Source organism: Henriciella marina (genome assembly GCF_027213945.1).
GTDB lineage: Bacteria > Pseudomonadota > Alphaproteobacteria > Caulobacterales > Hyphomonadaceae > Henriciella > Henriciella marina_A.
Genome location: NZ_JAPWGW010000003.1, coordinates 70,421 through 95,355, shown reverse-complemented (window position 1 = coordinate 95,355; position 24,935 = coordinate 70,421). Strand labels below are relative to the sequence as shown.

Annotated in this window: 25 protein-coding genes; 4 read left to right on the top strand and 21 right to left on the bottom strand. The window is 59.1% G+C overall.

Going from position 1 to position 24,935, the window contains the following annotated elements; all coding sequences use genetic code 11:
- Nucleotides 1-77: 77 nt before the first annotated feature.
- The 4 genes from clpA to O4G74_RS09680 form a co-directional block, all read right to left on the bottom strand.
- Nucleotides 78-2,399: an ATP-dependent Clp protease ATP-binding subunit ClpA gene (gene clpA / locus O4G74_RS09695; RefSeq protein WP_269402406.1), complete on the bottom strand. Its 2,322-nt coding sequence runs from the start codon at nt 2,397-2,399 to the stop codon at nt 78-80.
- Between the two features lie 6 nt (nt 2,400-2,405).
- Nucleotides 2,406-2,777: an ATP-dependent Clp protease adapter ClpS gene (gene clpS, locus O4G74_RS09690; protein ID WP_119378434.1), complete on the bottom strand. Its 372-nt coding sequence runs from the start codon at nt 2,775-2,777 to the stop codon at nt 2,406-2,408.
- A 58-nt stretch (nt 2,778-2,835) separates the two neighbouring features.
- Nucleotides 2,836-3,252 (bottom strand): DUF1499 domain-containing protein, encoded by a 417-nt coding sequence (locus O4G74_RS09685; RefSeq protein ID WP_269402405.1) that lies wholly within the window; start codon nt 3,250-3,252, stop codon nt 2,836-2,838.
- 126 nt (nt 3,253-3,378) lie between these two features.
- Nucleotides 3,379-3,792: a phasin family protein gene (locus O4G74_RS09680; protein ID WP_269402404.1), complete on the bottom strand. Its 414-nt coding sequence runs from the start codon at nt 3,790-3,792 to the stop codon at nt 3,379-3,381.
- A gap of 270 nt (nt 3,793-4,062) precedes the next feature.
- Between O4G74_RS09680 and O4G74_RS09675 the strand changes: the two genes are divergently transcribed.
- A complete protein-coding gene (locus O4G74_RS09675; RefSeq protein WP_269402403.1) occupies nt 4,063-4,980 on the top strand; it encodes a D-alanyl-D-alanine carboxypeptidase family protein in 918 nt (305 codons plus the stop codon).
- 88 nt (nt 4,981-5,068) lie between these two features.
- On the opposite strand, the gene O4G74_RS09670 is transcribed toward O4G74_RS09675, so the two are convergent.
- A complete protein-coding gene (locus tag O4G74_RS09670; RefSeq protein ID WP_269402402.1) occupies nt 5,069-5,965 on the bottom strand; it encodes a division plane positioning ATPase MipZ in 897 nt (298 codons plus the stop codon).
- 53 nt (nt 5,966-6,018) lie between these two features.
- Complete coding sequence (locus O4G74_RS09665; RefSeq protein ID WP_269402401.1) at nt 6,019-6,432, bottom strand: hypothetical protein; 414 nt, start codon at nt 6,430-6,432, stop codon at nt 6,019-6,021.
- Between the two features lie 89 nt (nt 6,433-6,521).
- Here O4G74_RS09665 and panC point away from each other — a divergent pair, with 89 nt between their 5' ends.
- On the top strand, nt 6,522-7,379 hold the full coding sequence (gene panC, locus O4G74_RS09660) for a pantoate--beta-alanine ligase (protein ID WP_419715382.1): 858 nt from the start codon (nt 6,522-6,524) through the stop codon (nt 7,377-7,379).
- Here the strand turns inward: panC and O4G74_RS09655 are convergent.
- From O4G74_RS09655 to cysG, 8 genes are all read right to left on the bottom strand, one after another.
- On the bottom strand, nt 7,347-7,976 hold the full coding sequence (locus tag O4G74_RS09655; RefSeq protein ID WP_269402399.1) for a murein L,D-transpeptidase catalytic domain family protein: 630 nt from the start codon (nt 7,974-7,976) through the stop codon (nt 7,347-7,349). The genes panC and O4G74_RS09655 overlap by 33 nt on opposite strands.
- Before the next feature lie 93 nt (nt 7,977-8,069).
- Entirely contained in the window at nt 8,070-8,741 is a 672-nt protein-coding gene (locus tag O4G74_RS09650) for a GOLPH3/VPS74 family protein (RefSeq protein ID WP_269402398.1), read from the bottom strand.
- A 79-nt stretch (nt 8,742-8,820) separates the two neighbouring features.
- The gene (locus O4G74_RS09645; RefSeq protein WP_269402397.1) at nt 8,821-9,564 is read right to left on the bottom strand and encodes a phosphoadenylyl-sulfate reductase; all 744 of its coding nucleotides are present in this window, start codon (nt 9,562-9,564) and stop codon (nt 8,821-8,823) included.
- Between the two features lie 10 nt (nt 9,565-9,574).
- Entirely contained in the window at nt 9,575-10,066 is a 492-nt protein-coding gene (locus O4G74_RS09640; protein ID WP_269402396.1) for a DUF934 domain-containing protein, read from the bottom strand.
- Nucleotides 10,067-10,087: 21 nt separating this feature from the next.
- Nucleotides 10,088-11,746 carry a nitrite/sulfite reductase gene (locus tag O4G74_RS09635; protein WP_269402395.1) on the bottom strand — a complete coding sequence of 553 codons (1,659 nt, stop codon included), beginning with the start codon at nt 11,744-11,746 and terminating at the stop codon, nt 10,088-10,090.
- Nucleotides 11,733-12,350, bottom strand: coding sequence for a glutathione S-transferase family protein (locus O4G74_RS09630; protein ID WP_269402394.1), 618 nt, complete (start codon nt 12,348-12,350; stop codon nt 11,733-11,735). The genes O4G74_RS09635 and O4G74_RS09630 overlap by 14 nt, the downstream gene beginning before the upstream one ends.
- Nucleotides 12,347-12,661, bottom strand: a complete 315-nt coding sequence (locus O4G74_RS09625) for a DUF2849 domain-containing protein (protein WP_269402393.1) — start codon at nt 12,659-12,661, stop codon at nt 12,347-12,349. The genes O4G74_RS09630 and O4G74_RS09625 overlap by 4 nt, the downstream gene beginning before the upstream one ends.
- A complete protein-coding gene (cysG, locus tag O4G74_RS09620) occupies nt 12,658-14,058 on the bottom strand; it encodes a siroheme synthase CysG (protein WP_269402392.1) in 1,401 nt (466 codons plus the stop codon). Before cysG ends, O4G74_RS09625 begins: the two co-directional genes overlap by 4 nt.
- Before the next feature lie 116 nt (nt 14,059-14,174).
- On the opposite strand from cysG, the gene gcvA reads away from it, so the two are divergent.
- On the top strand, nt 14,175-15,110 hold the full coding sequence (gene gcvA, locus O4G74_RS09615) for a transcriptional regulator GcvA (protein WP_269402391.1): 936 nt from the start codon (nt 14,175-14,177) through the stop codon (nt 15,108-15,110).
- Nucleotides 15,111-15,189: 79 nt separating this feature from the next.
- On the opposite strand, the gene O4G74_RS09610 is transcribed toward gcvA, so the two are convergent.
- The gene (locus O4G74_RS09610; protein WP_269402390.1) at nt 15,190-16,791 is read right to left on the bottom strand and encodes an AbgT family transporter; all 1,602 of its coding nucleotides are present in this window, start codon (nt 16,789-16,791) and stop codon (nt 15,190-15,192) included.
- 154 nt (nt 16,792-16,945) lie between these two features.
- On the opposite strand from O4G74_RS09610, the gene O4G74_RS09605 reads away from it, so the two are divergent.
- Complete coding sequence (locus O4G74_RS09605) at nt 16,946-18,547, top strand: peptide chain release factor 3 (protein ID WP_269402389.1); 1,602 nt, start codon at nt 16,946-16,948, stop codon at nt 18,545-18,547.
- A 14-nt stretch (nt 18,548-18,561) separates the two neighbouring features.
- On the opposite strand, the gene O4G74_RS09600 is transcribed toward O4G74_RS09605, so the two are convergent.
- The 6 genes from O4G74_RS09600 to O4G74_RS09575 form a co-directional block, all read right to left on the bottom strand.
- On the bottom strand, nt 18,562-21,207 hold the full coding sequence (locus tag O4G74_RS09600) for a DUF3772 domain-containing protein (RefSeq protein WP_269402388.1): 2,646 nt from the start codon (nt 21,205-21,207) through the stop codon (nt 18,562-18,564).
- Nucleotides 21,164-21,490, bottom strand: a complete 327-nt coding sequence (locus tag O4G74_RS09595) for a DUF6665 family protein (RefSeq protein WP_269402387.1) — start codon at nt 21,488-21,490, stop codon at nt 21,164-21,166. Before O4G74_RS09595 ends, O4G74_RS09600 begins: the two co-directional genes overlap by 44 nt.
- A 5-nt stretch (nt 21,491-21,495) precedes the next feature.
- Nucleotides 21,496-23,430, bottom strand: a complete 1,935-nt coding sequence (locus O4G74_RS09590; protein WP_269402386.1) for a hypothetical protein — start codon at nt 23,428-23,430, stop codon at nt 21,496-21,498.
- A gap of 120 nt (nt 23,431-23,550) precedes the next feature.
- Complete coding sequence (locus tag O4G74_RS09585; protein ID WP_269402385.1) at nt 23,551-24,219, bottom strand: GNAT family N-acetyltransferase; 669 nt, start codon at nt 24,217-24,219, stop codon at nt 23,551-23,553.
- 131 nt (nt 24,220-24,350) lie between these two features.
- Complete coding sequence (locus O4G74_RS09580; RefSeq protein ID WP_269402384.1) at nt 24,351-24,512, bottom strand: hypothetical protein; 162 nt, start codon at nt 24,510-24,512, stop codon at nt 24,351-24,353.
- A gap of 84 nt (nt 24,513-24,596) precedes the next feature.
- Nucleotides 24,597-24,899 (bottom strand): hypothetical protein, encoded by a 303-nt coding sequence (locus O4G74_RS09575; protein WP_269402383.1) that lies wholly within the window; start codon nt 24,897-24,899, stop codon nt 24,597-24,599.
- Nucleotides 24,900-24,935: the final 36 nt, after the last annotated feature.

The following is a 24,935-nucleotide window of genomic DNA, read 5'->3' as shown; positions in this document are numbered from 1 at the left end:
AGTGCCTATACGCAGAAAGCGAAAAAGCCCCCGCTCCGCGAGCGAGGGCTTTAGTTCGGTTCCAGTTCCAACAGTTCTTAATCGACCTGTTCAGGTTTGCCGGATTTCTTGTTCTTCGACTTTTTTGCCTTGTCCTCGATATATTCGAAGGCGAGCTTCTCATTATCTTTTTCATCGACGGTAATCTTCACCGCACCGCCCTTGGCCAGCTTGCCGAAGAGAAGCTCCTCAGCCATCGGCTTCTTCACATGCTCCTGTATCGTGCGGGCGAGAGGACGTGCGCCGAACTCTTCATCGAAGCCACGCGCAGCAAGCCAGTCGCGCGCATCTTCTGAAAGCTCGATCGTCACGTTGCGATCAGCAAGCTGCACTTCGAGCTGAAGCACAAACTTCTCGACCACCCGTTCGATGATCTCAGGTGTCAGGCCGCCGAACACGATGGTGGCGTCAAGGCGGTTGCGGAATTCCGGAGTGAAGAGGCGCTTGAGGGCTTCTTCCTGCTCGTCTTCCTTCTTACCCCGGCCAAAGCCGATCGAGTTCTTCGCCGCATCAGACGCACCGGCATTGGTGGTCATGATCAGAATGACATTGCGGAAATCGACCTTGCGACCGTTCGCATCCGTCAGCGAGCCATTGTCCATGACCTGAAGCAGGATGTTGAACAGGTCCTGGTGTGCCTTCTCAATCTCATCCAGCAGCAGGACGCAGTGCGGGTGCTGCATGACGCCGTCGGTCAGCAGGCCGCCCTGATCAAAGCCGACATAACCCGGAGGTGCGCCGATCAGGCGGGAGACAGTGTGGCGCTCCATATATTCCGACATGTCGAAGCGCAGGAGCTCCACGCCCATGATAGAAGCGAGCTGGCGTGCAACCTCGGTTTTACCTACGCCGGTTGGACCGGTGAACAGGTAGGAGCCGATGGGCTTGTTCGGCTCACGAAGACCGGCACGCGACAGCTTGATAGCTGACGATAGCGCCTCGATTGCGTCGTCCTGACCATAGACCACGCGTTTGAGGTCCGGCTGCAGGTTCTTGAGGGCGACAGCGTCATCCTTTGTAACCTGTTTGGGAGGAATGCGGGCGATCTTCGCGATCACCGCTTCAATCTCCTTGGCACCGATCTGTTTGCGGCGGCGGTTCTCAGGAACGAGCCACTGAGTCGCGCCAGCTTCGTCGATCACGTCAATTGCCTTGTCCGGCAGCATGCGGTCGGTGATGTAGCGGTCAGAGAGCTCGACCGCCGTCTTGATCGCGTCATTCGTGTAACGAATACCGTGGAAGTCCTCGAAGGTCGGCTTCAGGCCGGTGAGGATCTTGATTGCGTCTGGAACGGACGGCTCGACCACATCGATCTTGCGGAAGCGACGGGCAAGCGCGCGGTCCTTCTCGAAGTGCTGCTTGTACTCCTTGAAGGTGGTCGACCCCATGCAGCGGACTTCGCCGCTTTGCAGCGCAGGTTTCAGCAGGTTTGACGCGTCCATCGCGCCGCCTGATGTGGCGCCCGCGCCGATAACGGTATGGATTTCATCGATGAACAGGATGCCTTTTTCCTGTTCGCCGATTTCCTTCATGACTGCTTTCAGACGCTCTTCAAAGTCGCCCCGGTAACGCGTGCCAGCGAGAAGTGCGCCCATATCAAGCGCCCAGATGACGGCATCGTCGAGAATCTCCGGCACTTCGCCGTCAACGATCTTCTTGGCAAGACCTTCGGCAATGGCGGTCTTGCCAACGCCGGGGTCACCGACAAGCACGGGATTGTTCTTTGAGCGGCGGCAAAGCACCTCGATACAACGTTCGATCTCGAAGTCGCGGCCGATAAGCGGGTCGACCTTACCCTGCTTGGCCTTCTCATTGAGGTTCACGCAGTAAGCTTCCAGAGCCTCTTTTGCAGGGCCGGGCTTCTGCTGCTGCTCTGTCTCCTCGGAACCGCGCGGCGTCGTCGAACGCGACATGCCCGGCGATTTCGCGAGGCCGTGCGAAACAAAGTTCACCGCATCATAGCGGGTCATGTCCTGCTCCTGCAGGAAGTAGGCGGCATGGCTCTCGCGCTCGGAGAAGATGGAGATGAGGACATTCGCGCCAGACACCTCGTCACGCCCCGAGCTTTCGACATGCAGGATCGCACGTTGTACAACGCGCTGGAAAGCGGCGGTCGGCTGTACCGATGTCGTCGGGCTATCGGTGATGAGGCTCGAAAGCTCGTCATCAATATATTGGGTCAGGGACTGGCGCAGGTGTGGAATGTCGACCTTGCAGGCCGTCATCACTTCAACAGCGTCGGTATCTTCAGTCAGCGCCAGAAGCAGGTGTTCAAGTGTCGAATATTCATGCGAACGTTCGCCTGCGAGATTTAGCGCTTTTTCCAGGGCAGTTTCTAGACTGTCGGTCAGTGAGGGCATCTGGCTTTAATCCTCTTTTTCCATCGTGCATTGCAGAGGATGTTCGTTGCGCCGCGCCAGATCCATGACCTGGGCAACCTTGGTTTCGGCGACCTCGAAAGTATAGACGCCGCAAACCCCCACACCCTTCTGGTGTACATGCAGCATAATCCGAGTCGCCTGTTCCGGGCTCTTGTTGAAGAACTGCTCCAGGATGAAGACGACAAACTCCATGGGCGTGTAGTCGTCATTCAGAAGCAGTACCCGGTACATGCTTGGTTTTTTCGTCTTTACCCGCGTCTCGGTAACGACGCCGGTTCCATCGCTGTCATCGGTCCGGTCGGGCCCTGTCGGGTCTTCCGGATCGGCGAGCTTGGGTCTGTAGTCTGTTACGGCCATGATCATGACATAGGTTGGCTTCCTGACAATTTCAGCCTGATACGTTCTGCTCTACTGATCAAGCTGTAGCTGCCGCATTTCCTTTCAACTCAGAAAGCAGCGTCTGGACGCGCTTCTGATTGGCCTTGAAGTCATACTTTCCAAGGCGAGATCTCGAGTACACAGCGATTTCAGCGGTTTGTGCGCGGTCCTTCGCGGAAACGACCCGGATCGAGAGATCATCCTTGAACTTCAGCAACTTCGTCGCGGCCACGATTTCCAACTGCATTTCGTTGTCGCCATGTGCTGCAATCGTCCAGCGATCCTTACCCACCGCCAGCATCTTGAGGCGCTGGTAGAGCGCTTCAGCTGGTTCGTCATAGACAGGGGAGATCTCGTCCGGATGCGCCGTAGACGCCATTCCGGCGGGCAGGACAAGAAACGTGTTCGGCGTGTCCGGCCGCTCCAGCGTTTCGAATGCAAGAAGTTTGGTCATGATCTGGATATAAGTTCCGCACTGCGCCGGTGCACGGGACAAGTTGCAGCGGCGCAAACGAAAAAGGCCAGCTGCGGGAGCAGCTGGCCTTCGAATACATCGATTGCCCGTTTAACAGGCAGACCTTTAGGAAGCTTTCGCTTTGGAAGCTGCCTGCTTGGTCTCGGTCGTGGCGGTCTGCATATATCCGGCGAAAGGCTGAAAGCAGTCTTTCATCGCGGAGCTGTAGATATCTGCCAGTTCGCTGAGGCCATCGAGGTGGGCTTTCACTGCGGTGCGCATGTAGGTGGACTGGATTTCCAGTGCCTCTTCCATCGAAGACACGCCGGCCAGCGTTTTGCTGGTTTCAACGGTCATGCTGACGCGGTCCTGGGCCTGGCGCATAACGGCGGCGCTGGCGTCCTGGAAGCTTTTCACGGAAGCTTTTGCGCTTTCCGTGCCTGCGGACATCGCGTCCTTGCTCATGTCGCCAAATGGGAATGCCTTGACGAAAGTCTGCGGATCGAACGTGCCAAAAGAGTAGGTATCTGTTTTAGCCATGAAGAAATCTCCTTCTATGCCATCCTATATATGCCAGCTGCTTCGCAGTTGCAACATCTTTTGGTGCGGTGCACAAAATTACGCCTGGTACGAGAATTGCTAGTTAACAGATCGCGTCATGCGGTTAACTGCTGGATAACTGATTTCTATCATTCTAGGGTCTCCCCGGAATTGGACGGGGACTGCATCAATTCTCGGAGGGAACATATGAAGCTCGGTTTCATTGGACGACTTGCGCGTGTCACTCTGGGGGTGCTCGCTATAAGTTTGATGCCCGCACAATTTGCGCAGGCAGAAAAGTACGCGTCCATCGTTGTCGATGCTGATACCCACGAAGTCCTGCATGCGCGGAATGCCGATGCGCTGCGCTATCCGGCCTCCCTCACCAAGGCGATGACACTTTACATGGTATTCGATGCGCTGAAGTCTGGCGAAATCACGCTGTCTGAGGAACTCCCCGTCTCGCGCGCAGCCGCTTCGCAGCCGCCATCCAATTTGCGCCTGCGCGCGGGCTCGACAATTACAGTGCGTGACGCGATCCGCGCGCTTGTGACAAAGTCGGCCAATGACGTGGCGGTCGTCATTGCTGAACGCCTGGGTTCAACTGAATCCCGCTTCGCCACCCTGATGACCGCCAAGGCGCGCTCGTTCGGCATGACTCGCACGACCTTCCGCAATGCATCCGGTTTGCCCGACGCGGCACAGATGTCGACGGCACGCGATATGGCGATCCTCGCAGAGCGTCTGCTCGAGGATCATTCCGGCTACTATCACTACTTCTCCACCGACAGCTTTCAGTGGGGCTCCCAGAAGTTTCCGAACCATAATGCGCTGCTTCGTTCAGTCGATGGCGTTGACGGCATCAAGACAGGTTATACGCGCGCATCCGGCTTCAACCTCATGTCCTCTGCTCGCCGCGATGGACGCCGGGTCATCGCCATCATGTTCGGCGGTTCTTCCTCGCTATCACGCAACCAGCACGTCTCTGATCTGATCGAAGCGGCGTTCAGTACCTTTGAAACGCCCCGCCTGCCGGACACGGCGCTCGCCAGCTACGCTATCAACAACATCCAGCGCCCGAACAATATAAATGCAGCTGCAATGCCGATGCTGAATGGCGAGATCTTCACGCCGGGCCGGATCGGTGAGGGCGATGAGAGCAGCCCGCTGCGCGTGGCGCCCCGCTAGGCTATCGCCTCACAAGTTTTGTAGAGTTCAATAAAAAGCCCCGGCCGATCAGTTCGGCCGGGGCTTTGTTTTGCCAGCTGGCTCTGTCTCAGATGACAAGATCTGCGTCCGCAAGTTCAGGCAATTTCAGCATAAGGACCAGTTCGCGAAGCTCCTGACGGGCGGCGACGTGGCTCATCGTGAATGCGAAATTTGATCCCTTTTCTGTAAGGTCGAGCAGGGTGAGACCTGCAGGAAACAGCTCGCGATAGATGACGCGCTCCGACAGGCCCGGCGCAATGCGGAAGCCGACCCGCTTCGACAGATTGTCCATTGCTTCGCCGACTTTCTGCTTGTTACGCGCTTCCAGCGGTGATGTGCGATTGCGCATGACGATCCAGTCAACCGGGCGCCTGCCCGCCATGGCGCGCGCCTTGCGGCAGGACCAGACCATTTCTGAATAGAAGCTTGGGCGCAGCACTTGCAGCGTCTGCGGGTTCACATCGCCCAGAAGGTCGAAGTCGACAAAGCTGTCATTCAGCGGCGTGATCAGCGTGTCCGCTTTCTCGTGGGCGAGGCGCGACAGGAAGGTGTCGCTGCCGGGCGCGTCGATGATGATAACGTCGCACACGGTCGCGAGACGATTGATCGCCGCTTCAAGGCGTTCCGCCTCCTCAGTTTCGGCCTCATCCAGGCTTCTTGCAGCGCTTGCGTCGACGCGGATCATGTCAGGCATGGGAAGCCGGGAGCTGGTCGTTTCTATCCAGCGATAGCGGTTTTCCAGATAGCGCGTGAACGAACGCTGGCGCACATCGAGGTCGATCGCGCCAACTCGTTTTCCCTGGCGTAGCAGCGCGATACATAGGTGCATCGCGACCGTCGATTTGCCGGCACCGCCTTTTTCATTGCCAATCGTGACGATCCGGCATGGCCGGACGGGCGCGTTATTCTCGCGCGTACCATCTTCGTGCGCGGATCCAAAAGATCCGAAACCATCAGCAGCCATTACAGCCCCTTCCAGATTGCCCCAAATTTTACGGTCGCCAGGTTCGCAGCCTATCAGGCTGGCGCGAGACCGGCAGATCGGTCAAATAGCAGATTGTCCAGCCAGTTCGGCTCGCTGCGTTCCGGGCGGTAAGCGGCTGGACGATCAAACAATTCATCGTCGAACATCACATCGTCTTCGAGACCACAATGATCGGAGAACTCCACCCGGTAGTGGGATGGGCGGACTTCGATGATGGGCGCTGCATTTGCGATATCGACGAGGCAGTTGCGTAGTCGACAGAGCGATGCGGTCAGCCGGGAGAACACATCGGTATTACCTACGACTGGGCGTTCGTCTTCAAACAGCCAGTCGTCATGGCCGTGGCTCGTGCTCATGGATGGCCTGCGCTCGCCAAGATTGACCAGCGGTTTTTTTGATTTGAACGGCAGGGCCGCGCGGGCCAGAAACGTTTGCAAGAGAGACATGTCGGACTTTCTCATAAAGTGAACAAATCGGCCTAATTGGTTAATACCTCGTTGAGGAAACCAGAATTCGGGAACTTCTCCAAGTGAGCATGCAGCAGGCAAAGATTGTCAGGACTCGCGCGGATCTGCAGCGCGAAATTTCAGTGGTCCACAGGTCAGGACAGCGCGTCGGATTCGTGCCGACAATGGGGGCCCTGCATGACGGTCACATCTCGCTCGTGACCAAAGCGAAGGAAAAAGCTGAATTCGTCGTAGCCAGCATCTTCGTCAATCCGACCCAGTTTGCGCCCGGCGAAGACCTCGACCGCTATCCGCGCAATGAAGAGGGGGATGTCGCTCGTTTGAGCGCGGCTGGCTGTAATCTCGTCTACTGCCCGAGCGTCGAAGAGATGTATCCCGAAGGCTCCCTCACCAATGTGCGCGTCGAGGAAATGTCCGATCTTCTAGATGGGATTTACCGTCCGCACTTCTTCTATGGCGTTGCAACAGTGGTGGCGCGGCTCTTCATCCACGTAAACCCGGACATCGCGGTGTTTGGTGAGAAGGACTACCAGCAGCTTCAGATCATCAAGCGAATGGTGCGGGACCTCGGCTTTGCGATCAAGATTATTGGCGGAACGACCTGGCGCGACGAAGACGGCCTCGCCCAGTCTTCGCGCAATGCCTATCTCAGCGAGGAGGAACGCCGCCGCGCCAATGCCATCTTCTCTGCGCTTCACCGTGCGGCCTGCCGGCTCCGCATCGGATGTCCTGTCGAGGATGCCATGAAAGAAGCCCGCGGCACGATTCTGGCGGCGGGCTTCTCGAAGCTTGATTATGTCAGCGCGGTCGATCCGCTCACGCTTCAGGATCTGGCCGATGGCCCAATCGAAGCCGGACAGGACTGCCGCTTGCTTGCAGCAGCCTGGATGGGGTCAACCCGCCTGATTGACAATCTGGGCGTATAGCTTGGCGTCAAGCTCAGGACCGCGGGTATAGATCAGTGTGCCTTTCGCGATACGCGGGATCATCTCTTCTGCCACGGCACGCTCAAGCGCCGGGCAACCCCAGCTGCGGCCAATTTTCTTGCCGCCGCCATACACATAGTCGGCGCCGTGGATGACGATGGCGCGGTCACGCGCGAGCGAATTGACGTCGTCCAGACCATCAAGGCGCAGCGACAGACCGTGTTTGCCGTAATAGGTTTCCGCGGTGACGAAGGTACCGAGCGAGGTCATCTTCGAGCCTGAAATGTTCGAGAAGGTGTCGGCGATGCCGTCATGATCACTATCGGAGCCTTGTCCGTGGGAGACCAGATATTCATCCGTCGTCATCGATTCCATGTCGATCAGGAAGAAGCGCGGTTCGCTGGAATGGCGACGATAGTCAATCACGACCATGTACCGGTCATTCTTCACCGCGTTGGCATGCACGGAACGCGCAGCCATGGCTTCAGACCAGAGCTCAGGGCCCATGGCGTCAGTCGGCGTTTTGGCGAATGCGGCGGTTCCGGCGAGGGTGAAGGCCGCAAGCGATAACGAGAAGAAACGGATAAGTGCTTTCATGGTTCCCAAGGTGCCAAAAGAATTTGGCAGAACTTTGAAGGGCGTCACAAAAGGTTCCCCGCCATCTGCAATTAATGCTGCAGGTGGCGCGTTTCAGCTCACGGATGCACTGCTTGCCGAAGCCGCCGCAATCGAAGCCACCAGCGCAACTTGAACGGCCTCTATCGCCTGTATGGTCGCTTTAGTGGAGGCCATGCCGCCCTTTGCGATCTCCTTGATGCGGTCCTTGTGAGCCTTCAGCTTTTCGTTCGGGAAATTCTTCTTCAGAAGGCCGGTTTTATCGCCAAGTGCGATGATCACGCAGTCTTCGGCCTCAGGTGGCTTGCCCTCGAACATCACCGCTTCAAGGTGAAGGATCAGTTTCGCTTCAGCCTTGGGCTCCGCCTCGGGATACCGTGTCCAGTTGAAGAACAGGAAGGATTGCGGGTCCGCGCGAAGTACACCCTTGTCGACAAGCGCCTGCGCCTGCGTGCGGAACAGTTTAGACTTGTTGGCAAGCTTGCTGACAGCCGATTTTACGGACCGGCCATCTGCGCGCTTCGCGAGCGTCTCCAGGCATGAATCCAGAAAGACGTCTCCCGTCGGTGCGGCATCGGTAACTGACAGTTTCTTCTGTTTCACCTGATCGAGGACCAGCCGCCCGCGCAGGATAAGTTCTGCAATAGCGCTACCAGCCAGGCCGTACTCGACGAACTGCCCGCTTTTCTCACCCGTCTCATTCTTGAGCGATAGAAGCACTAGGCCTTCAGCGATCGTCAGCGTCATTTGTCATTATCTCCCTATCATCTCTGTAATAGAGAGATAAGAAGCGAATTATCGAATTTCAATAATAATCCGAACTGGATCAGAAGACGCGCGGACGCTCTGACTTGTCGACGTGGAGGCCGCATTCTGTCTTCGCCATACCGGCCCAGCGGCCAGAGCGGATATCAGACGGGTCTTCTGCAGGGCGCGTGCAAGGCCAGCAACCGATCGATGGATAACCCTGATCGACCAGTGGGTGCTTTGGCAGGTTCCGATGAACGAAGAAGCGATCAACGTCTTCCTGCGTCCAGCTCGCCAGCGGGTTCACCTTGTAGCGCCCATTGGCATGCTCGAACACAGGCATGCTCATGCGGGCACCGCCATGAAAGCGCTTGCGACCGGTAATCCAGGCATCGAAGCCTTCGAGCGCAGGCTCAAGCGGACGCACCTTGCGCAGTGAACAACAGGCGTCCGGGTCCGACTGCCAGAGGCGGTCCTTCGGATCGATGATCTTGCGCTCGGTTTCGTTCGGCTTGATCTCCTGAACATTGGTCAGGCCCAGCTGGTCGATCAGCGTGTCCTTGTAATCCAGCGTCTGCGGGAAATGCAGACCGGTCTCAAGGAAGACCACCGGGAAATCTGGATCGACATCCGCAATAAGCGCCAGCATCACAGCACTCTCAGCGCCGAAGCTCGACACATAGGTCAGCTTGCCCGGCCACTCACGCACCAGCGAGGCGCGCAGGATGGTAGTCGCGGACGCGTGACGCAGCTCACCATTTAGGCGGGCAAGCCGCTCCTCGGCAGGCTGTCTCAGACGTGTCTGATAATCGGCATATGGCATAAAAGCGCCTTTAATCCTTTCCGTGCCGGCGGCGGAAAACGGGTACACGCTCATCCGCTGCTGGCTGATACACCGCTGAAAACTCTTCCAGCGCGTCTAGTACGGAAGGTAATTCGGCCCTCTCGGTCTCAAAAGCATCGAACCCTGAACGGTTCATATAGAGAATCTGATCTCGCAGGACGTGGCCGACGGCGCGGAGCTCACCTTCATAGCCCATACGGCGGCGCAAGAGCTGCGCCTGCGAATAGCCGCGCCCATCGGTATATTTGGGGAAATCGATCTCAATCAGCGTCAGTCGGTCGAGAAATTCCTCGAGCTCGTGCGGATCGTCGGCGGGCTCCAAGCGCACGCCGATTTCAGTATTTCTCGCAAGAAGAAGCTCCGTCTCACTCCGAAACCGGGCAAGTGAAACCGTGATGCATCCACCGGGGGAGAGGTCGGCTTCATCAGGCACATAGGCCCAGATATCGTCGACTTCGCGGCGGTCCTTGATAAGTGGCATGTAAGTGTTGTCCTCGTCTCTCTACGCGCCCGCGTAGATGGCGTCCTTGAAAGGCTCCATGCCTTCGCGCTCAAACGTTTCGATGAAGGTTTCGTCCTTGCTGGAGCGAAGTTCGCGGTAACGATCGACAAGGCGCTTCAGCGCGACAGGCACGTCGTCCGCTTTCAGCCCCGGCCCGGCCATCTGGCCAATCGCCGCTTTCTCATCGGCGCGCCCACCCAACGTGATCTGGTAGTATTCCTCGCCTTTCCGGTCGACGCCGAGAATACCGACATGGCCGACATGGTGGTGACCACACGCATTGATGCAGCCGGAAATATTGATGTGGAACTTGCCGATATCGGCCTGGTCGTCCGGGTCGCTGAACGCTTCCTGTATGGCCATGCCAACCGGGATAGAGCGTGCATTGGCGAGGTTGCAGTAATCAAGCCCCGGGCAGACGATCATGTCCGAGATGAGCCCTTCATTCGGCGTGGCGAGACCGGCTGCATCGAGCTTGCGATAAAGCTCATAGACATCATCCAGGGCGACATGCGGCAGGACGACGTTCTGCGCATGGCTGACGCGGATATCGTCATGGCCATAACTCTCGGCGAGGTCCGCCATGACATCCATCTGGTCATCCGTTGCGTCACCGGCGGCAACGCCCATCGGCTTCAGGCTGACGGTCACTGTCGTATAGCCATCCACCTTGTGCGGGTGCAAATTCGCGCGCGTCCAGCGTGCGAAGCCTGCGTCAGCGGTCTTCGCCTTTTCGAAGCTTTCGGAATTTGCCGGTTTCGCCGCCAGCTTTGGCGGCTCGAAATAGGCGTGAATCCGGTCGATCTCTTCCTGGGGCAGGGCGATCTTTTCAGCCGTCCGCTGCGCCGCGAACTCATCTTCGACCAGCTTGCGGAATTCCTCTTCGCCCGTCTCGGAGACGAGGATCTTGATGCGCGCCTTGTACTTGTTATCGCGGCGGCCAAAGCGGTTATAGACCCGCATGATGGCTTCCAGATAATCGAGCAGCTCGCTTTCCGGCACGAAATCAGAGACCTTGGCGGCAATATGCGGCGTGCGCCCCTGGCCGCCGCCGACATGGACCTCAAAGCCAACTTCGCCGTCCTTGCGGCGCATGTTGAGGCCGATATCGTGCACCTTGATCGCCGCGCGGTCATGTTCTGCCGCCGTCACGGCGATCTTGAATTTGCGCGGCAGGAAGGCGAATTCCGGGTGGAAGGTCGACCATTGGCGGATGATCTCGCACCATGGGCGCGGGTCCATCACTTCATCCTTCGTCGCGCCGGCATAATGGTCGCTCGTGACGTTGCGGATGCAGTTGCCCGAGGTCTGGATGGCATGCATCTCGACATCTGCCAGATCCGCCAGCACATCGGGAATATCCTTCAGCGCCACCCAGTTGAACTGGATGTTCTGGCGCGTCGTGAAGTGGCCATAGCCACGGTCATATTTGCGGGCGATCTCGGCCAGCGCGCGCATCTGGCGCGGATTGAGCTGGCCGTATGGAATAGCGATCCGCAGCATATAGGCGTGCAGCTGCAGATAGACGCCGTTCTGAAGCCGCAGCGGCTTGAACTCATCTTCCTTCAGTTCGCCAGACAGGCGGCGGGCCACCTGTCCACGAAACTGCTCGACCCGTTCCTTTACGATCCGGGTGTCGAATTCATCATACCTGTACATCGGTAACCTCATGCAGATGGGGAAGGCCGAGCTCGCGCTCGCAGCGCGCAATCCAGCCGTGAACGGCCGGAAACTCGGACACGTCAAACCCGCCTTCATGGGCGAGGCGGGTATAGGCAAGCAGCGAGATATCGGCGAGCGTCATCGCCTCTCCGCCAGCGATCCAGTCATTGCCGAGCAGGGCAAGTTCCATCCGGCCAAGTGCGCGCCGGCCCTTTGCCATCAGGTGTGGGTCGATCTCTTCGTCGCTGCGCTTTTCATAGTGCTTCTGGAAGCGGCGCACCGCGATCGCCGTCTCGTGGGAATACTGTTCCCAGAACATCCACTCCAGAACCTTGGCGCGCTCGAAAGCGTCTTCCGGCACAAGCTCGCTGCCATCGGCAAGATAGGAGATGATGGCGTTGGACTGGGCGAGCACGCGGCCATTGTCGAACTCGATGACAGGCACCTGACCGAACGGGTTGATCGCAAGGAAAGTATCCGTGCGGGTCTCGCCTTTCATGATGTTGATCTCGACCCATTCATGGTCGATGCCGAGGCGCTCCGCGACCCATTTCACTTTCAGGCAATTGCCAGAAATGCTGTCACCATAGATGCGGATCATTTCGGCGCTTTCTGAAACTCAGGGTGCACTGTCGGGCCGTTCGCACGAATATTTTCGCGCAGCGTTTCGCGGCCATCGACGGCGCCCGTTTCAGTGACCTGCATGAAATACGGGTCAGTGACCGTGCCTTCCTGTGCTTCTGCATCTTTCAGGCGGGCCTCGGCCTCATCGCCGATGAAGACGCCGATGCGCTGCGGGTCGTCGGACCAGCTGCCATCGCCCGCCATCCAGACGACTTTGCCTGTCAGCGTGTCCCAGGCGGTCACCGCCTTGGGCTGGTCGGGTTTCAGTTTTGGGCGGACCGAAGTCATGCCAGCGCCTCCGCTATGAATTTGTTCTGGGCCTCGGCGGGAAGACCGGCAACCTCGCCGATAATCAGCAGTGCCGGGCCCTTGATGCCATGTGTTTCTATGATCCGGGGCAGGGCCTCAAGAGAGCCAAAGCCGCGTGTCTCGTTTGCACGCGTGCCATTCTCGATGACCGCCACGGGGGTGTCACCCGAAAGGCCAGCTTCCTGCAACTTTTCCGAGATGACGGTCGATGTGCCAACGCCCATGAAGACGACGACGGTCTGGTTTGGCTTGGCCAGACCCTGCCAGTCGAGGTCCGGCACGCCGCCCTTGCGGGCATGGCCCGTCACGAAGGTCAGCGTCTGGGCATGGTCGCGGTGGGTCAGTGGCAGGTTCGCATTCGCTGCGCACCCAAGCGCTGAGGAGATACCCGGTACGACCGTCGCTTCGATGCCGGCTTCTCGGAGTGCTTCGACTTCCTCGCCGCCGCGCCCGAAGATGAAAGGGTCGCCGCCCTTTAGGCGTACGACGCGTTTGCCTTCGCGGGCTGCTGCAATCATCAGCTCGTGAATGCCGTCCTGCGGCACAAGATGCTCGCCCTTGGACTTGCCGACGGGGACACGTTCAGCGTCGCGGCGAACCATGTCCATGATCTCATCCGAAACGAGCTTGTCGTGAAACACGATGTCGGCCTGCTGGATCAGACGGAAGGCTTTAAGCGTGAGAAGCTCCGGGTCGCCGGGGCCTGCGCCAACAATATGGACGGGTCCGGGATCGTTCGAGCTTGCCTCATGAGAAAAGCGAAGGAGCGCGATGTCCATCAGCTTCTCGGCGCGCTGATCATCACCGGCGTACACCGCTTCTGCCACAGGCCCGCGCAAGACATGCTCCCAGAAGTGACGGCGGGACGTCTCAGAACTGATCGCGTCCTTCACAGCCGGGCGCCAGCGCTCTGCCAGCTCGGCGAGTATGCCAATCCGCTCAGGCAGCAGCGTCTCCAGCTTTGCGCGCACATCCTTGGCGATGACTGGTGCCGCGCCGCCAGTGGCGAACGCTGCAACGACCTGGCCGCGGTCTAGAATGCTCGGCACGGTGAAGTCGCAAAGCTCCTTGCGGTCGACCACGTTCACCGGCACGCCAAAAGCGCGGACAAGCTCATAGGCCCATTGCAGCTCCGTCTCTTCGTCACAGGCGATGATAGCGAAGCGTGACGTGTCCAGAGCGTGGCTGGCTTGTTCCGGCTCGACGTGGTCGATCTGCTCAACCGACTTGGCCCAGTCAGGCAGGTGACGGGTCACCAGCGCGATACGTGCTGGTGTCTTGGCGACGAGGCGCGCCTTGCGCTCCGCATTCACGCCATCGCCGAAAATGACGATCTGGGCGCCATCCATCTGGAAGAAGGCTGGGAAGAGTTGCATCTGGACTCGCATTGCCGGGCGTTACTGGGACTTACCGGAAAATGAGGCTTGTGACCCGCCTCCGGCAAGCGTAGACCCCTGATCCCATCGTTTAGATAAACTATGCGAGGATTTCCATGGCCGATCCGAATGACCGTCTGCCCCCGCTAAATGCGTTGCGCGCCTTTGAAGCGGCTGCCCGCCGTCTGTCATTCAGCAAGGCGGCTGAGGAGCTAAACGTTACGCCGGGCGCCATTTCCCAGCATATCCGCCAGCTGGAGGAATATGCCGGTACACCTCTATTCAAGCGCACCGGGCGCAGCGTTCTGCTGACCGATGCCGCGCAGGCGAGCCTGCCGCTGGTGCGCGAAGCTTTCTCCCGCATCACCGAAGCTGGTCGGATCATGCAGCAGCCTGCACGCAAGGGCCGGGTCATGGTCTCCTGCGCGCCGAGCTTTGCCGCCAAATGGCTGGCCCCGCGCCTCGACCGGTTTCACATCTCCAATCCGGGCATTGAGGCCTGGATCTCGGCAGACATGTCGATCACCGACTTCACCACGGCCGACGCAGACTTCGCGATCCGCTATGGGCAGGGCAGCTATGATGGCCTCAAATCAGAGAAGCTGATGGATGAGACCGTGCTGCCGGTCTGCTCGCCGCGTCTCTTGGAAGGCTCTGACGCGATCAAGAAGCCTGAAGACCTCGCCAAGCACACACTCATCCATGATGAGAGCACCGAGCAAGACCCATCCTGCCCGGACTGGACAAGCTGGCTCGCGGCGCGCGGCATCGCTGATCAGGTGAATGGCCAGCGGGGCCCGCGCTTCAACCAGTCCTCCATGGCGATTGAGGCCGCAGCCTCCGGGCGCGGCGTCGTCCTTGCCAAGCGTGCCATCGCGTCGTCCGATATGGCGGCAGGCCGTCTCGTCGCGCCTTTCGCGGATGGTTCGACCAGTATCGATTTTGGCTACTGGATCGTCTGGCCCAAAGGCCGTCACCAGTCCGACGACGTCCGCGCCTTCATCAAATGGATCAAGGCCGAAGCCGCCGCAGGCGAAATCCACGGCGTCTGACGCCAGACCTTCCGTCCAAAAGAAAAGCGCCGCCAGTTGATGAGACCGGCGGCGCTTCTGTTTTGAACTGTCAGGCTGTCTAGTTGATTGTCCCCGGGATCGGGATTTGCGCAGGCGCGCCCGGCCCGAGCGGGAAGCCAACGAAGAGCCAGAACATCATGAGGATCACGCCCGTGATGAGCATCCAGATCGAGTACGGGATCATCATCGCCGTCAGACTGCCGAGGCCGAAATTCTTCTGCCAGCGCTGGGCGAAGACAAGGATCAGCGGGAAGTAGACCATGAGCGGCGTGATGATGTTCGTTGCCCCATCGCCAACCCGGTAGGCCGCCGTTGCACCGTCCGGGCTGATCCCGACCAGCATCAGCATCGGCACCAACACAGGTGCGAGCAGTGCCCACTTCGCGCTGGCAGAGCCGACGAACAGGTTCAGCGCGGCAGAGAAGAGCACGATCAAGCCCAGCACTGCCGGGAGCGGCAGGCCGCTATTATTGATCGCGTCTGCACCATGCACCGCCGAGATCAGGCCGAGGTTCGACCAGCCGAACATTGCCACGAAGTGTGCGGCTGCGAAGGCGAGGACGAGGTAATAGCCCATATCCTTCATGCCGCCCGCCATCATGTTGACGAGGTCGCGGTGGTTCTTGATCGTTCCGGCTGATGAGCCGTACGCCCAGCCTGCGGCCAGGAACAGGATCAGGAAAGCCGCAACCAGCGATCGGAAAAGCGGTCCTGCCTGAACATACCAAGCGGCATCTTCATTGCCCGGGCCGTCTGCCAGAAGCGGCGTGCCCGGCCCGATCGTCATGAATACCCAGAGAAGCACCACACCCAGAATGGCAAGGCCTGCACGGCCGAGGCCCTTCTTTTCGCCCTCGGTAAGCGGGCGGTCTTCATCGCTATAAGCTTGCATGTCGCTCTCGGCGTCAGGCTTCCATTTACCGAGACGAGGCTCAATAATCTTGTCCGTGACCAGCCAGATGACAGGTAGGTAGATGAACAGAAGCACGCCGATAAAGTACCAGTTACCGGCGAAGTTCACGCTCCATCCGCCATCGATATTGCTGGCCTCATAGGCGCTTTCGGTAATGCCGAAGAGAAGCGCATCGAGCTGGCCCGGCGTAATGTTCGCGGAGAAACCGCCTGATACGCCCGCAAAGGCGGCTGCGATACCTGCAAGTGGATGACGCCCTGCAGACGCGAAGATGATCGCCGCCAGCGGGATCATGACGACGTAACCAGCGTCAGCGGCGTGGTTCGATAGCATGGCGATCAGCGCGACCAGCGGGGTCAGCATGGCTTTCGGCGCATTGCGCACCGCGCCCCGGATTGCGCTACCAAAGAGGCCAGACCGTTCTGCCACGCCTGCGCCAAGCATCACGACAAGCACATAGCCGAGCGGATGAAAGTGCGTGAACGTGGTCGGCATCTCGACCCATAGCCGCTGAATATTCTCCGCTGAGAACAGGCTAGCCGCCTCTTCCAGCTGCGGGGTGCCGTCGGGATTGGTCAGGCTCGGGTGAAACGCAGAAACGCCGAGCCACGCACAGATCTGCGAGACGATCATCAGCGCGATGATCAGATAGAAGAAGATGAAGACCGGGTCGGGCAATTTGTTGCCCGTTTTCTCGACCCAGCCGAGAAAGCCTTTCTGATCGCTGGTGGCGGTCTGGTCTGACATGCCCTCAATTCCCTCATATGTTTGAATGCGCCGACCCTAGCCGCGTCCGGCGCGATTAGGCAATGCGCGTGCGGTCAAATTGCCTTGAGCGGCGCAGTAGATGGCTGGCCGCGCCATCTCGACAAGCTGGCCATTCCCTTTTATCCGGCGGGCCATGAGCTTGACCCCCGCAGAAGAAGCCGCCCGCAGGCGGACATTCGCCATCATTTCGCACCCGGACGCCGGTAAGACGACGCTGACCGAGAACCTGCTTCTCGCTGGCGGCGCTATTCGCCTCGCTGGACAGGTCGCCGCGCGCGGTGAGCGCCGTCGCACCAGCTCTGACTGGATGAAGATCGAGCGCGACCGCGGTATCTCGGTGTCGGCCTCCGTGATGACGTTCGAGCATGACAACCTCATGTTCAACCTGCTCGATACGCCGGGCCACGAAGACTTCTCCGAAGACACCTATCGCACGCTGACGGCGGCCGACTCCGCTGTCATGGTTCTGGACGCTGCCAAGGGCATCGAGCCGCAGACGCTGAAACTGTTCGAAGTCTGCCGCATGCGCGACATCCCGATCATCACGTTCATCAACAAGATGGACCGTGAGGCCCTCGACCCGCTAGAACTGCTCGACGAGATCCAGGACAAGCTGCAGCTCGACACCTCGCCGCTCTACTGGCCAGCCGCATCGGGCCAGCGCTTTGCCGGCATGCAGGACCTTCGCAAGGGCGATTTCGTCTCCTTCCGCAAGAAGACGGCTGACCAGAGCGATGATGTCGGCCCGTCAACGCGCATCGGCATGCAGGAAGCGCGCGGGACGCTCGACACCATGGTCATGGAAGAGTTGGAAGAGGGCGCAGAACTCGCCTCCGAGGCGCTGCCGGACTTTGACGTCAAAGCCTACGAAGAAGGCCATATGACACCGGTCGTCTTCGGATCGGCCCTTCGCCATTTCGGCGTGAATGAGCTTCTGTCCACGCTTGCCGAATTTGCCCCAGGTCCGCGCGCCCAGAAAGCCGAAAAGAAGGACCAGTCGATCACGGTGGAGCGCTCCGACAAGTACGTGTCCGGTTTCGTCTTCAAGATTCAGGCGAACATGGACCCCAACCACCGCGACCGCGTCGCCTTCCTTCGCCTCTGTTCAGGTGAGTTCAAGCGCGGCATGCGCCTCAAGACGACCTCGAACAAACAGATCAATATCCACGCCCCGCTCATGTTCCTGGCGCAGGACCGGGAGATCGCAGAGACCGCCTATGCAGGCGATGTCATCGGCGTGCCGAACCATGGCCAGCTTCGTGTCGGCGACAGCCTGTCGGAAAGCGGCGAGATCAAGTTCCAGGGCATTCCGAACTTCGCGCCTGAAATCCTGCGCCGTGCGCGGCCCAAGGATCCGATGAAAAGCAAGCACTTGCGCAAGGCGCTTGAGAGTCTGGCTGAAGAAGGCGTGACACAGCTGTTCACCCCGGTTCTTGGCTCCGACATGATCGTCGGCGCTGTCGGCTCGCTTCAGATCGACGTGATGGCAGAGCGTGTGGCTGCCGAATACAATCTCGAAGTTGTCTTCGAGCAGGCCGCCTACAATGTCGCCCGCTGGGTCTCGTCAGACGACCCCGCCAAGCTGGAAGCCTTCATTGAAAAGAACCGCGGCAGCGTCGGCACGGATCTCGACGGCGCCCCGGTCTTTCTTGGCAAGAATAGCTGGGATGTCGGCTATGTGCAGGAAAAGAACCCTGACCTCCAATTTACCTCGACCAAGGAACGGATGGTCTAGCGACCTCTGCCGACCTACTCGGTCTCATCCTTTTCGTCGGCTGCGCGCGCCCTGTTGCGGCGTGATGGCCGCTCCTTCGATGCGTCATCATCATCTTCATCGGCGTTTTCGCCCTGCATCGCCCTTGGTGCGTCCGGCCAGTCAAAATGGATGTCGCGCTGGGGGAATGGAATGGTGATATCTTCACGTTCGAAGACGCTTGCCAGCTCATGACGTATTTCCGACGGGGCGATGACGACATTGTCGGCGATGATATAGGCGCGGAGTTCGAAATCGAGTGAGCTGTCGCCAAAGCCCTTCATAACCACGTATGGCGGCGGATCCTTGAGGACGTATTGAATATTCTCCGCAACCTCCAGCATTGCCTTTTCGACCTTGCGCGTATCGGTGCCATACTTGACGCCGACATTCACTGCGACCCGCATGACGGCACTCTTATGGGTCCAGTTGCCGAATGAATTGCTCACCAGCTCGGCGTTCGGAACAATGATCGACCGGCGATCGAAGGTGAGCACCTCGGTGGCGCGGACATTGATCTTCTGAACCGTGCCTTCTCCGGAAGGCGTAACAATCCAGTCCCCAATCTTGAAGGGCCGCTCAAACAGCAGGATGAGGCCTGCCACGAAATTGCTGACAATGCTCTGCAGGCCGAAACCGATACCCACCGACAGGGCACCGGCGATAATAGCCAGGCTGGACAGGTCGAAGCCGATGACGCCGATCGCAGAAACGAAGGCGATAATGACGCCTGCATAGCCAAGCAGCGTCACCAGAGAATTTGCGGCACCACTGCTGATCTGCGACTTCGGCAGGATCTGTCGTTCCAGTGTGCGCTGGATGAGCCGTGTCGCCACCATGATTGCGATCACGGTCATGATTGCAGACAGGATGCTGCCGAGAGAGATGCGCTGACCGCCAACTTCGAAGCCAGCGAGCAGCCACCGGATTTCATTCCAGAGTTCAGTTGCTGGGAGCCCGAGCGCCAGTAGCAGGAATGGAGGCAGCAGCAGCACGACAATCGTGTCGACACTCAGCCTGATCCAGAACTCGGAAGTCATCTCTGTCGGTTCGTCATCATCATCTTCGCGCGCCGACTGATAGCGGCGTTCCTCGACCACACCAGACAGGAATTTGAGGGCCGCCGCGCGGAAATATTCGCGCACCAGGATGGCAATGAGCAGAACGATGGAGACGAGGATCAGCCGCTCGACGATATAGCGTGCGAAAGCATGATAGCTGAGCAGCGAACTGAGCATGATGGTCACGGCGACTGCGACCACGACCCAGCGGATCACGATGCGAAGGGTCGACTTGCCCTTTTCAGTTTGGGCACGCATCCGCACCGCCAGCCATATCAGCAAGCTACCCGTCAGGACCGACAGCAGGAAAGTTCGTACCCCGATGAGGGCCTGGCCCGGCGACGCCAGTGCACCAGTGGCTGTAAGGATCGACTCAATCGCAAAGGCGATGACGAGGACAACGAAAGACAGGCTGATCGCCTTTGCGGCCTGGTCGCCGACCCCGATCAGTCGGAACGCCGTTGTTCGCGGGGCCATAACGGATGAGACCAGTGCCCGCATGCAGAGGACCGCAACTGTCACGAAGGCGACCCGGCGTCCCGCACTGCTTTCGAGGAGGTTCATGCCTAGAAGGTAGGCGCCGCCGGCAATTATAAGGACGACAGCGCCGGCAGTGGCAAATCGGGCCAGAAAGCTGCCCATCGCGACATACGCGACCGTCTGACGGCTGGGTCGCACTTCTGTGTTCTTGCGAAGCTCCCATTTGTAGAACAGGCGATAAAGCCAGAACAGACCGCTGAAGAGCACCAGGCTGAGGCCGACCAGTATGGTGAGTGGATAGGGTGTCCCTCGTTCAATCTGTCGCTCTCGCCAGCCGGTGATTTCAGCGCCGAGTTCTCTCCACACATCGTCTGTCCGCTCAATCGCTTCCATCCAGACGTCGGGTGAAACAGGCGAGGCGCCGCGCTCCAGAATGGAGGAAACAAAAACGCTCTCCCGGCTCTGAGAGATATTCTCCATCAGGCGCCGTGCATCAATGTCAGCCAATCTTGCATTGGCTGCAGCGATGCTGGCCCGCGAATTGATCTCGCGGAAAGGAGCAGTCACGCCCGAGAGATCACTTTCTGCCAGTCTGGCTGCGGCTGTCTGAGAACTGTCGCCAAAACCGCCATTGGCAGCACTTCCCGCAGCATCCGCCACACCCTCTTCAGTCTCGCCCGGTATGAGGTCGGCAACCGAATCCAGTGCTTCCTGTGACCCCAGCCGAATGTCGATCGCCTGCGCTTCCAACGTGGACAGACTATCCCTGAGGCCAGAAATTTCGGTGAAGTGCTCGCCAAGCTCATCTGGCTCTTCACTGCTCTCGAAATCGCTCGCCAGTTCGGCAAGTCTGGAATTGATTGCCTCGAGACGCGTTTCGATCTCGCTGATATCTTCAAGCGCGCGCTCGCTTGATGTCTGTTGCGCCTCCGCAACGGGAAGCAAGACCAACAGAGCGAGAACGACCACGCCCAGAAGTGTGCGCACGCAGGAATACATTCTATCGTCTCTCAATTCGTTCCACGCTGACAGCGTTTCGCGATCCGCTTGCCGCCAGTCAATGGCGCTTGCCGGACGTGCCGAGGCGAGCGAGAATCTCACGCGGTATATCATAGTCGCGGATAATCGCACTGCGATCTCGAAGACCTAGAAGTTCCCGCTGTATCAGGAAACTATAGACTGCTTCGACAGCCTGATGGAGGTCTTCTTGGTGGTCTTCGCCAGATGCCGACGCTTCGCGGTAGGCTTTCAGCCTCATAGCCACCTGCCTGCCTGATCGGCCAAGGGCGCTGGCCTGCTCAGATGCGATCTCGTGTTCCAGGGAGGACTTTGACTGGGCGTCCTGAAAACGGCCAGCATGATTTTTGGGAGCGCGGACAGCCATGACGGCTAACCTAGGGCAGCATCGATCAGAAGGAAGGCTGAGAGCCGGGCGCTTGCATTGCGTGATGAGTGGCTCGTCTTGTCCAAGGCGCTAAGCGCATCGGCTTCCTCCACTGCGAGGAACTCACGGGCCATCATCATCAGGTCGCTGTCACTATCGAGACGCTTCTGGACGCGTTGAACCTGACGAGAAGCGGCATCGACAACTGACTTTCGGCGAACCCCTTCGCCTTTCCGTGCAGCTGCCGCGATCTTTTTCTTGTCACGCGGACGGAAGGTATCGGTAAGGCGAATGCCTGACTCCATCAGCCGGTGGATCATTTCTTCCGCATTTTCCTCACGCGGCAGATGCGGTCGCTCATCGCGCGCTACGTCAGCAAGGATGCTGCTCCATCGTTCACGGCGCCCGGCGTCGGACGGTTCGTTGCGGTCTTCACGGCGTTCAATCGCGGAAACTGGCGCGAAGGGTTCAGTCTTGTCGTCCGCGGTCTCATCGTCTGACGCGCGCGCCTCGGTGCCGGCGACCGGCTTCAGGTAGGGTGGTATCCGGTCCTTCCACCGTCTGCGAGCGACAGAAGATTCTTCGTCGATTGGTTCGTCAGCGGTGTCTGACGTTTCTTCTCCGTCGCCCGTTTCAGGCAGTGAAGTCGGGCTTTCAGCCGCGCCGAACAGGTCGCTGTCGCTTTCGTTCCGCGAAGTGGTAGATGCAGATTTGGAAGGCCTGTCAGTCTCGAAAACGTCGTCGTCATCGGAATATGGATCGGTGAAACTCTCTGGGGCTTCTGTCACCTGCGCCTCACGGCTCGGCTTTTCGAACGAGACCTGAAGGCGAGCGAGTTCGTCGGCATCCTTTCGGGCTTCCCGAACAGCGGCTGCAGCTTCTTCGCCCGCGCGTTTCAGAGCGGCGAGCGACTCGGCGGCTTTTTCAGCAGCTTCGCGCGCTTCCATCTGGATATCGCGGGAAGCCGACTTGGCATTGTCCATTGCAGCGGAAACAGCTTCGGTAATGCGGTCACCTGTGGTGGAAGCGCTGGCCGCGACCATCTCACTCGCCCGCAGCGCCTGATCGACCATCCGGCGGGACTGTTCGAGCTTTTCTTCCATTCGCGAGACGGCAAAAATCAGGGACTCGCTGCGTTTAGTAGCGGCGACAGCCATCTCATCGAGAGCGGAAACACGGTCAGACAGCGTGGCGCCTGCCTCGCGCAGCTCGTTAAGTCGGGACTCGAGGCCCGCGTCTGCTTCTGCAATATCCTCTGCCGCCTGCTTGGCCGACGCGCGCATGTGCTCAGCCTGGCGAGGAATTGCTTCGCTCATAAGCTTGCTCTGGCTTTCGATCTGCTCGGCCAGCAGTTGAAGCGCCGAGCGTTCCGCGTTGAGGCGTTCGGCGAGGCCTTTGGCCTGTTTCGCCGTTTCTTGAGACACTGTTTCGAGGCGTGTCCTCTCCTCGGAAATCTCGCCCGACATCGCCTTCATGGATGAAAGCGCGTGCGCCATGGCCCGGTCGACTTCCCCGGCGGAGGTTTTCATGAGGCCAGCGAAATTCTGAGCCTCGCGGCCGCTCGTTTCAATCGGCGCGATGAGGCGGGCAGCAGCTTCCAGGACTACGGAGTTGGCGGCCGATGCCCGCGCATTCGAGCGCGCGAGAAACCCCGCCAATAATACAAGAAGCCCCGGGAGAAAGAGAGCCGCCGCGCCTGCAAGAGCCGGGACAATCGGCAGCTGGGAAAGACCGGACGAGCCAAGAAAGGCGTAGGCCCCAGCAAAGGCCGCGATCCACCAGAGGACGGCCGCACCGATCGCCGTCCAGACAAACACCTTGCCTTCATCACGGGCGGCGTTCAGCGCCTCTACCTCGCTCGCTGGCGAGCGTTCAAATGCCATCGGCACCGGATTGGAGAGGCGTAGTTCGTCTCGTTCTGGGTTGTCTTGTTCAGCCATATCTCTCGGTCTGCGAACTTTTTCGGCCCGAATTTTCCTCAGGAGACCGGGCGGGCCACCAATCCTGCAATATGCAGCGTTAAGATGGCGTGTGCAATTTCCCGCATGAAATCAGCCGGTTCAGCTTGATTCCTTGGTTTCTTCCTGCGGGGCATCCTCGGCCGTCGTGTCCTTCACGATTTCTGCATCCACCGGCTCGCCATCAGCCTGCGGCGCGACCGGTTTTTCTGCTTCTTTCTCAGGAGCTTTTGTCTCAACCGATGCTGCGGCAGGTTTGCGGGCGACGAGTTCGAAGAGGAGATGATCGCGCCACTCGCCGTCAAGCTTCAGATAGCGTTCTGCGAGGCCGATTTCGCGAAAGCCAAGACGTTTTACGAGGCCGCTGGAGCGCGTGTTCTGGGGCATGATTGCCGCCTGGACGCGGTTCAGCTTGAAGTCAGTGAAGACCATGGAGAGGACCTCTTCCATCGCCCGGCGCATAATCGACTGGCCTTCATGGCGCCGGTCGAGGAGATAGCCGAAATCGCCCGTGGAGAATGGCCCCCGGCGAATGTGATCCAGGTCAATCTTGCCGATCACCTCTTCATTTTTGTGAATGATCACAAAGCGATAAGCGCGGCCCTCTTTCCACTCGATCTTCGAACGCTTGCAGGCCGCACGCCAGTGCGAGTTTGTATAATAGTGCTCGCTGCGCGTTGGCGCATAAGGGCGAAACCGTTCGCGATTGAGCGTCATGAAACGCGCGACGCGTTTCGGATCGCACTCATGAAGGGCAACAAGCTCGAACATTTCTACCTTTGCCCTCCAGATCGCGGCAGCTTGCTGCCATGCAAGTATCTAGCCGGGATCAGGGGGGTAACGAAAGGCCAAGCTGTACTAAATCGGGAAGGCTGGCCGCAAATTCGCGGCCAGTCTCATTTCTAGCCGTCGACAATCTCATCCAGCGGATCGAAATCACCGTCATTCTCGTTGAGTTCCTCGCCCACCACATAGGCAGCGCCCACAGCCGCCGCGACGCAGCCGGAGAGCGAAATGGAGCCTAGGAGAAGGCCGAGCGCGATCAGGGATTTGTTGAGTTTCATCGTTTCAGTGCCCTTAGACGGTAAAAGATGAGAGCCAAACGCGCGGGCACCGAAACGGTTCTCGGCCCCCCGCGCAAAACCTGCCTAGAACAGGCGCTCATTGTCATCGACAACCTCATCGACGAGCCGGAGCAGGGCAAGGCCACCGCCAACGGTGATAAGAGAAGTCCCCAATGAATTCAGCATGTTGGACGGCAGGGCGAACTTCGCGAAACCATCGCGCGCCTTGCGGACCTTGCGGCTCACACCCCGGTCGAGGTGGGGGCGCTTTTTCTTCGGGCTTGGCAGGTCGAGCGGCGTCGGTTTCCAGGTTTTTAGGAGGATGCCGGTGCCCAGCAGGGCGGCGGCGGCGATGAGGGGCTGGTTCTTCTGTGGCAGGTCAACCATTCGTGCGTATCCTTTGCGTTCTTCAATGACTGCAAT

Bases quoted from the DNA above. Each gene is read 5' to 3' on its own strand.
- clpA (WP_269402406.1), bottom strand. From the start codon at position 2,399: ATGCCCTCACTGACCGACAGTCTAGAAACTGCCCTGGAAAAAGCGCTA.
- clpS (WP_119378434.1), bottom strand. From the start codon at position 2,777: ATGGCCGTAACAGACTACAGACCCAAGCTCGCCGATCCGGAAGACCCG.
- O4G74_RS09685 (WP_269402405.1), bottom strand. From the start codon at position 3,252: ATGACCAAACTTCTTGCATTCGAAACGCTGGAGCGGCCGGACACGCCG.
- O4G74_RS09680 (WP_269402404.1), bottom strand. From the start codon at position 3,792: ATGGCTAAAACAGATACCTACTCTTTTGGCACGTTCGATCCGCAGACT.
- O4G74_RS09675 (WP_269402403.1), top strand. From the start codon at position 4,063: ATGCCCGCACAATTTGCGCAGGCAGAAAAGTACGCGTCCATCGTTGTC.
- O4G74_RS09670 (WP_269402402.1), bottom strand. From the start codon at position 5,965: ATGGCTGCTGATGGTTTCGGATCTTTTGGATCCGCGCACGAAGATGGT.
- O4G74_RS09665 (WP_269402401.1), bottom strand. From the start codon at position 6,432: ATGTCTCTCTTGCAAACGTTTCTGGCCCGCGCGGCCCTGCCGTTCAAA.
- panC (WP_419715382.1), top strand. From the start codon at position 6,522: ATGCAGCAGGCAAAGATTGTCAGGACTCGCGCGGATCTGCAGCGCGAA.
- O4G74_RS09655 (WP_269402399.1), bottom strand. From the start codon at position 7,976: ATGAAAGCACTTATCCGTTTCTTCTCGTTATCGCTTGCGGCCTTCACC.
- O4G74_RS09650 (WP_269402398.1), bottom strand. From the start codon at position 8,741: ATGACGCTGACGATCGCTGAAGGCCTAGTGCTTCTATCGCTCAAGAAT.
- O4G74_RS09645 (WP_269402397.1), bottom strand. From the start codon at position 9,564: ATGCCATATGCCGATTATCAGACACGTCTGAGACAGCCTGCCGAGGAG.
- O4G74_RS09640 (WP_269402396.1), bottom strand. From the start codon at position 10,066: ATGCCACTTATCAAGGACCGCCGCGAAGTCGACGATATCTGGGCCTAT.
- O4G74_RS09635 (WP_269402395.1), bottom strand. From the start codon at position 11,746: ATGTACAGGTATGATGAATTCGACACCCGGATCGTAAAGGAACGGGTC.
- O4G74_RS09630 (WP_269402394.1), bottom strand. From the start codon at position 12,350: ATGATCCGCATCTATGGTGACAGCATTTCTGGCAATTGCCTGAAAGTG.
- O4G74_RS09625 (WP_269402393.1), bottom strand. From the start codon at position 12,661: ATGACTTCGGTCCGCCCAAAACTGAAACCCGACCAGCCCAAGGCGGTG.
- cysG (WP_269402392.1), bottom strand. From the start codon at position 14,058: ATGCAACTCTTCCCAGCCTTCTTCCAGATGGATGGCGCCCAGATCGTC.
- gcvA (WP_269402391.1), top strand. From the start codon at position 14,175: ATGGCCGATCCGAATGACCGTCTGCCCCCGCTAAATGCGTTGCGCGCC.
- O4G74_RS09610 (WP_269402390.1), bottom strand. From the start codon at position 16,791: ATGTCAGACCAGACCGCCACCAGCGATCAGAAAGGCTTTCTCGGCTGG.
- O4G74_RS09605 (WP_269402389.1), top strand. From the start codon at position 16,946: ATGAGCTTGACCCCCGCAGAAGAAGCCGCCCGCAGGCGGACATTCGCC.
- O4G74_RS09595 (WP_269402387.1), bottom strand. From the start codon at position 21,490: ATGGCTGTCCGCGCTCCCAAAAATCATGCTGGCCGTTTTCAGGACGCC.
- O4G74_RS09590 (WP_269402386.1), bottom strand. From the start codon at position 23,430: ATGGCTGAACAAGACAACCCAGAACGAGACGAACTACGCCTCTCCAAT.
- O4G74_RS09585 (WP_269402385.1), bottom strand. From the start codon at position 24,219: ATGTTCGAGCTTGTTGCCCTTCATGAGTGCGATCCGAAACGCGTCGCG.
- O4G74_RS09580 (WP_269402384.1), bottom strand. From the start codon at position 24,512: ATGAAACTCAACAAATCCCTGATCGCGCTCGGCCTTCTCCTAGGCTCC.
- O4G74_RS09575 (WP_269402383.1), bottom strand. From the start codon at position 24,899: ATGGTTGACCTGCCACAGAAGAACCAGCCCCTCATCGCCGCCGCCGCC.